Below are 3858 nucleotides of genomic sequence, written 5' to 3' on the forward strand. Positions count from 1 at the left end.
AAGCCACCTGGGGTGGGTCAAAATTATTGGCCAGAGGTGGGTCAGTTTAGATGGCCATTAACATAACCACAGGACTGTCTCGCCTACTGGAATAGAAAGCCGTACCAAGAAAGTGAAACAGCCTACTAAAATCAAACAGAACCCAATCGTTACGGGGCCCGGCAAATCAATAGGCGACTGAATTCTGTTCGGAAATCGTGCGTAGATAATGGCAAGTAAGCTGCTAAGCAAGATTAAGGCGAAGACGAACCAAAGCGGTCCGGGTTCGAATTGCTTTCGAGCCACTAACGTAACAGCAGTTGACCACAATTCACTGGGCGTATCGGCGATTGCAAGCGCAACTGTTAGGGGAGATATCAGCAAGAAGTACACAAGAAGCGGGACACCAAGCCTTACTGCTCTCCCTCGCACGAAAGCGGAGATTCCATGCTGCCGCAGTGAAATGATTGAAAAATACCCTGCCAGTAGAAAGAACAGGCCCATAAAAAACGACTGATTCACAGCATTAAAGGCGACAAGACTGGGGTCTAATTCTGACGCCTCCTTCCAATACCAACCGCCGGCTCCGCCATAGACGATCGAGACGTGGTGTACAACCACAAGCAAGGTGAGGAAGATTCGGAGGGCATCGAATCCTTGATTTCGTGACATTGCATTTCCTTGATTAGGTTATTTAACGCCCGCCATAAACGGCCGAGTGAAACGAGGTCCGGCGACCGCAGGGAGCGTATTTCATGGCTTGGTTATGTTCTCTACTACGCGGCGACAAGCCTCTTGACCCTGAGGTCCTTACGATGTTGCTCAGCATGCCACAACTCATATTGAGATTGCTGGGTTAGCCAACTCTCCGAAGAGGTGTTAAAAGCGATAGAAAGCCTAATAGCCATTTCCGGGCTAATACCGGCTTTGCCGTTCAGAACGGCGCTTAGCGTTTTTCGACTGACCCCGAGAGCTTCCGCAGCTGCTGTCACAGACAGACCTAGAGGCTCTAGGCAAAGCTCTCGTATGACTTCACCAGGATGGGGAGGGTTGTGCATCAACATAGGAGTACCTCAGTGATAATCTTCGTAATTCACTATCTCGGCGTCTCCATCCTCAAAACGGAACGTCACGCGCCAGTTACCGCTTACCGTCACCGACCAGATCCCCGACCGGTTACCGGAAAGCTCGTGGAGCCTAAGGCCCGGCAAGTCCATGTCTTTGGCGCCGGAAGCCGCATTAAGCCTACCGAGAATAAGCCGAAGCCTCTTTGCATGAGCGGCCTGGATCCCTGCAGTGCTGCCGGACTTGAAGAACTTGGCCAAGCCCTTGTGTTTGAAGCTTCGTATCATCCCTTAAATGTACCCTGTAACGTATCGGGTGTCAATGCACATAACGCCCAAAGCAGCGGCCGAGCGGAGCGAGGTCCAGCCCCGTAGGGGCAATGCTGCCTTTGATTGTTATATGCATTTAAAGTTGATAGTGAAGTCAAATACATGTTTGGCGCCATGCTCTTTGAGAGCAATGATCTTTTCCGCTGTTTTCTTTGCTACTTCACTTCCATGTTTATCAATTTCGTCTTTGTGAACCTCGACCATGCTGTACCAGGGCTTTCGATATGACCCTGATATTTGACCTTTCATTACTGGCACTCCCAGAATCTCCTTTTTGCATACCTTAACAACCATTTCCTCAAAATAGTTTGGGTCACAGTAATCGATCTCTCTTTCTATTTCTTTGTTTATTCGATTACATAAATTTTGGAACGATTCATCCGTTTCAACTATAAGATTTCTTCCTATTTCAGTCTCGACAAAAGAAACATGACCTTCCGTTAACTTAAATCCCTCACCACCAGATTGGCTCTTAAAGGCTGTGCTTGATAACGCAATAATGACAATACCTAAAACACGAAATATCCTAATTTTCACTATGCTCTCCAATTTTAATATAACGCCAAGCTCACCGGCACATATTGCGGAGAGCGTTTTTGTGTAAAAATGGAGCAACGCGACATACACAAAAACGAGCGTAGTAATATGTGTCCGCGTGCAGCTTTTTGTTATAGCTTAACTCTGGACCGGAGTACATAGCTCGATTAAGATGCCAGACGGACAACGAACGTATGAAACAACTTGCCCCCAAGGTTTTGTTTCAGGTGACTTTAACTCAACTGCACCATATTGTATTGCGCGCTGATGTATGCCACTAACATCATCGGTTATAAGTGCTATTTCAATGCCTAATGGTTTTTCTGAATCAGTAGAACTTATGTATCCGCCAGAGAAGTTTGATAATCCTAATTCATGAGATGCGAAAGCCAGAACTGTTTCACCTGTATCCAATTCACCATAGTCAATTTCGCCAGTGATAAAGCGTCGTTTCATTTCAAATGCTTTCTCAAAGAATGACAAAGCTATATCTACATCACGCACATAATTTATTGTATATCCGAATTTTACCATTCGATAGTTTCCTTTAGATTTTCACTGCTTGACTAACAAAGTGCGCGACGTTTTTTTGAACGATATCGTCATTTTCGTATATCTTTAGGTGCCGCCTCTTTTTATCACCACCCTCCAAGATCGAATCATTATCAATAAAGTCCGCGCCATTACTGAACTCAATTGAAACATGTTCCTTATATGAATAAATGCCTCCGATCAACGCATCTGACACGTTAAAGACCAAACCACCATATTTAATACCTTCAACTAATTCTTCATTAGCCTTAAGAAGATATCTCTTATTGCAATCACCATATCAAACTGCTCAGAGGAAATGGACTGTATATCAGAAAGGAAGTCGTTTACTTTATCGCTCGTTGAAATATTCATATTCCTCATACTCCAAATGCTGGAGAGCTATAACGCTCAAAGCAGCGGTGCGAAGCATCCGCTGCCTTTATTTGTTAAGTGCCTAACTCGTTGGATTTTATGTACTCAACCGAAGATGGCATGTTTTTGATACCTTCAATGAGAAATACCGGTTTTATTACATATTCAGAAAGCTTTGAAACTGGAACCCAACGATAAATTAGGTCAAGATCAACCTCAACACCCGGAAAGTCTTTTTCTGGCACTATATTAGGATCCGCTAATAGCTCGGCTAGGAAATAATTTGAGACTTCATGATACTTCTTGTCTGTATATTCAAAAAAATTCTCTACATGCCACAATAGCCGACGTGTTAGTGTCTCAACTCCTAACTCTTCAAAAATTTCTCTTGCAATTGTGTCTTCTGAAGACTCGAAAAACTCAACTCGCCCTCCAGGTAGTGCCCAGAAATCGTCCTTTTCAGATCTATGTATAAGAACATGATCATCATGGATAATGACGGCAGCGCTTCTGTAGTTGAAACAACTATCACCCACATCAAATTTCAGCACCCACTTCCCTCCTGGTACTTAACGACGTGCGCATGGGCGCGAGTTTACGAGCGTCCCGCCACCGCTTGCGGTGGCGGAATGCCGCACCTTGTTATGACTTTTTTGGCAATTCACGCTGGACTTCCGCTGAAAGCTTAATAAAGCATGAAAATGTTTGTATGCGCTTTAGCGATTTTCTGATTTCTTGGATTTGTTGATGTATCTGCCGATTCATTTCGACAGAATATTTAGAAAGTGCCTCATCTGGTGATCGCAGCCTTGGGTCCATTCGCATTTCAGACCATGCTATATCCGTCACTTGCTTTTTGGTTGGGCGTTTTGCTCGAACTCTTACATTTGGCATTTGGGTTATGGTCATTTCAATGCCATAGTCATCTTCTGCCTGCAATTTCGCAAAGACAGTATCTCCGCTCTCTTCAAGAATAAACGTAACTATTCAGCTCAATTTTTGAAAAAACACTTGACAGGGTTTTTCCGAGAAATTCTGAAAT

The 3858-nt window shown here is 44.2% G+C and carries 6 protein-coding genes and 1 pseudogene; all 7 read right to left on the reverse strand.

Annotated features, from left to right (window positions below; all coding sequences use genetic code 11):
• Positions 1–57 precede the first annotated feature (57 nt).
• Positions 58–651 carry an acyltransferase family protein gene (locus AAE514_RS18195; RefSeq protein ID WP_347332985.1) on the reverse strand — a complete coding sequence of 198 codons (594 nt, stop codon included), beginning with the start codon at positions 649–651 and terminating at the stop codon, positions 58–60.
• Between the two features lie 104 nt (positions 652–755).
• Positions 756–1043: a HigA family addiction module antitoxin gene (locus AAE514_RS18200; protein WP_347332986.1), complete on the reverse strand. Its 288-nt coding sequence runs from the start codon at positions 1041–1043 to the stop codon at positions 756–758.
• Between the two features lie 9 nt (positions 1044–1052).
• Positions 1053–1331 (reverse strand): type II toxin-antitoxin system RelE/ParE family toxin, encoded by a 279-nt coding sequence (locus AAE514_RS18205; RefSeq protein ID WP_341936782.1) that lies wholly within the window; start codon positions 1329–1331, stop codon positions 1053–1055.
• 108 nt (positions 1332–1439) lie between these two features.
• Positions 1440–1910, reverse strand: a complete 471-nt coding sequence (locus AAE514_RS18210) for a hypothetical protein (protein ID WP_347332987.1) — start codon at positions 1908–1910, stop codon at positions 1440–1442.
• Positions 1911–2048: 138 nt separating this feature from the next.
• Positions 2049–2444: a VOC family protein gene (locus tag AAE514_RS18215; protein ID WP_347332988.1), complete on the reverse strand. Its 396-nt coding sequence runs from the start codon at positions 2442–2444 to the stop codon at positions 2049–2051.
• A 13-nt stretch (positions 2445–2457) separates the two neighbouring features.
• Positions 2458–2703: pseudogene (locus AAE514_RS18650) on the reverse strand (DUF1801 domain-containing protein); the annotation flags it as partial.
• A 187-nt stretch (positions 2704–2890) separates the two neighbouring features.
• Complete coding sequence (locus tag AAE514_RS18220) at positions 2891–3367, reverse strand: NUDIX hydrolase (RefSeq protein WP_347332989.1); 477 nt, start codon at positions 3365–3367, stop codon at positions 2891–2893.
• Positions 3368–3858: the final 491 nt, after the last annotated feature.

Source organism: Marinimicrobium locisalis (assembly GCF_039822625.1).
Classification (GTDB): Bacteria; Pseudomonadota; Gammaproteobacteria; order Pseudomonadales; family Cellvibrionaceae; genus Marinimicrobium; species Marinimicrobium locisalis.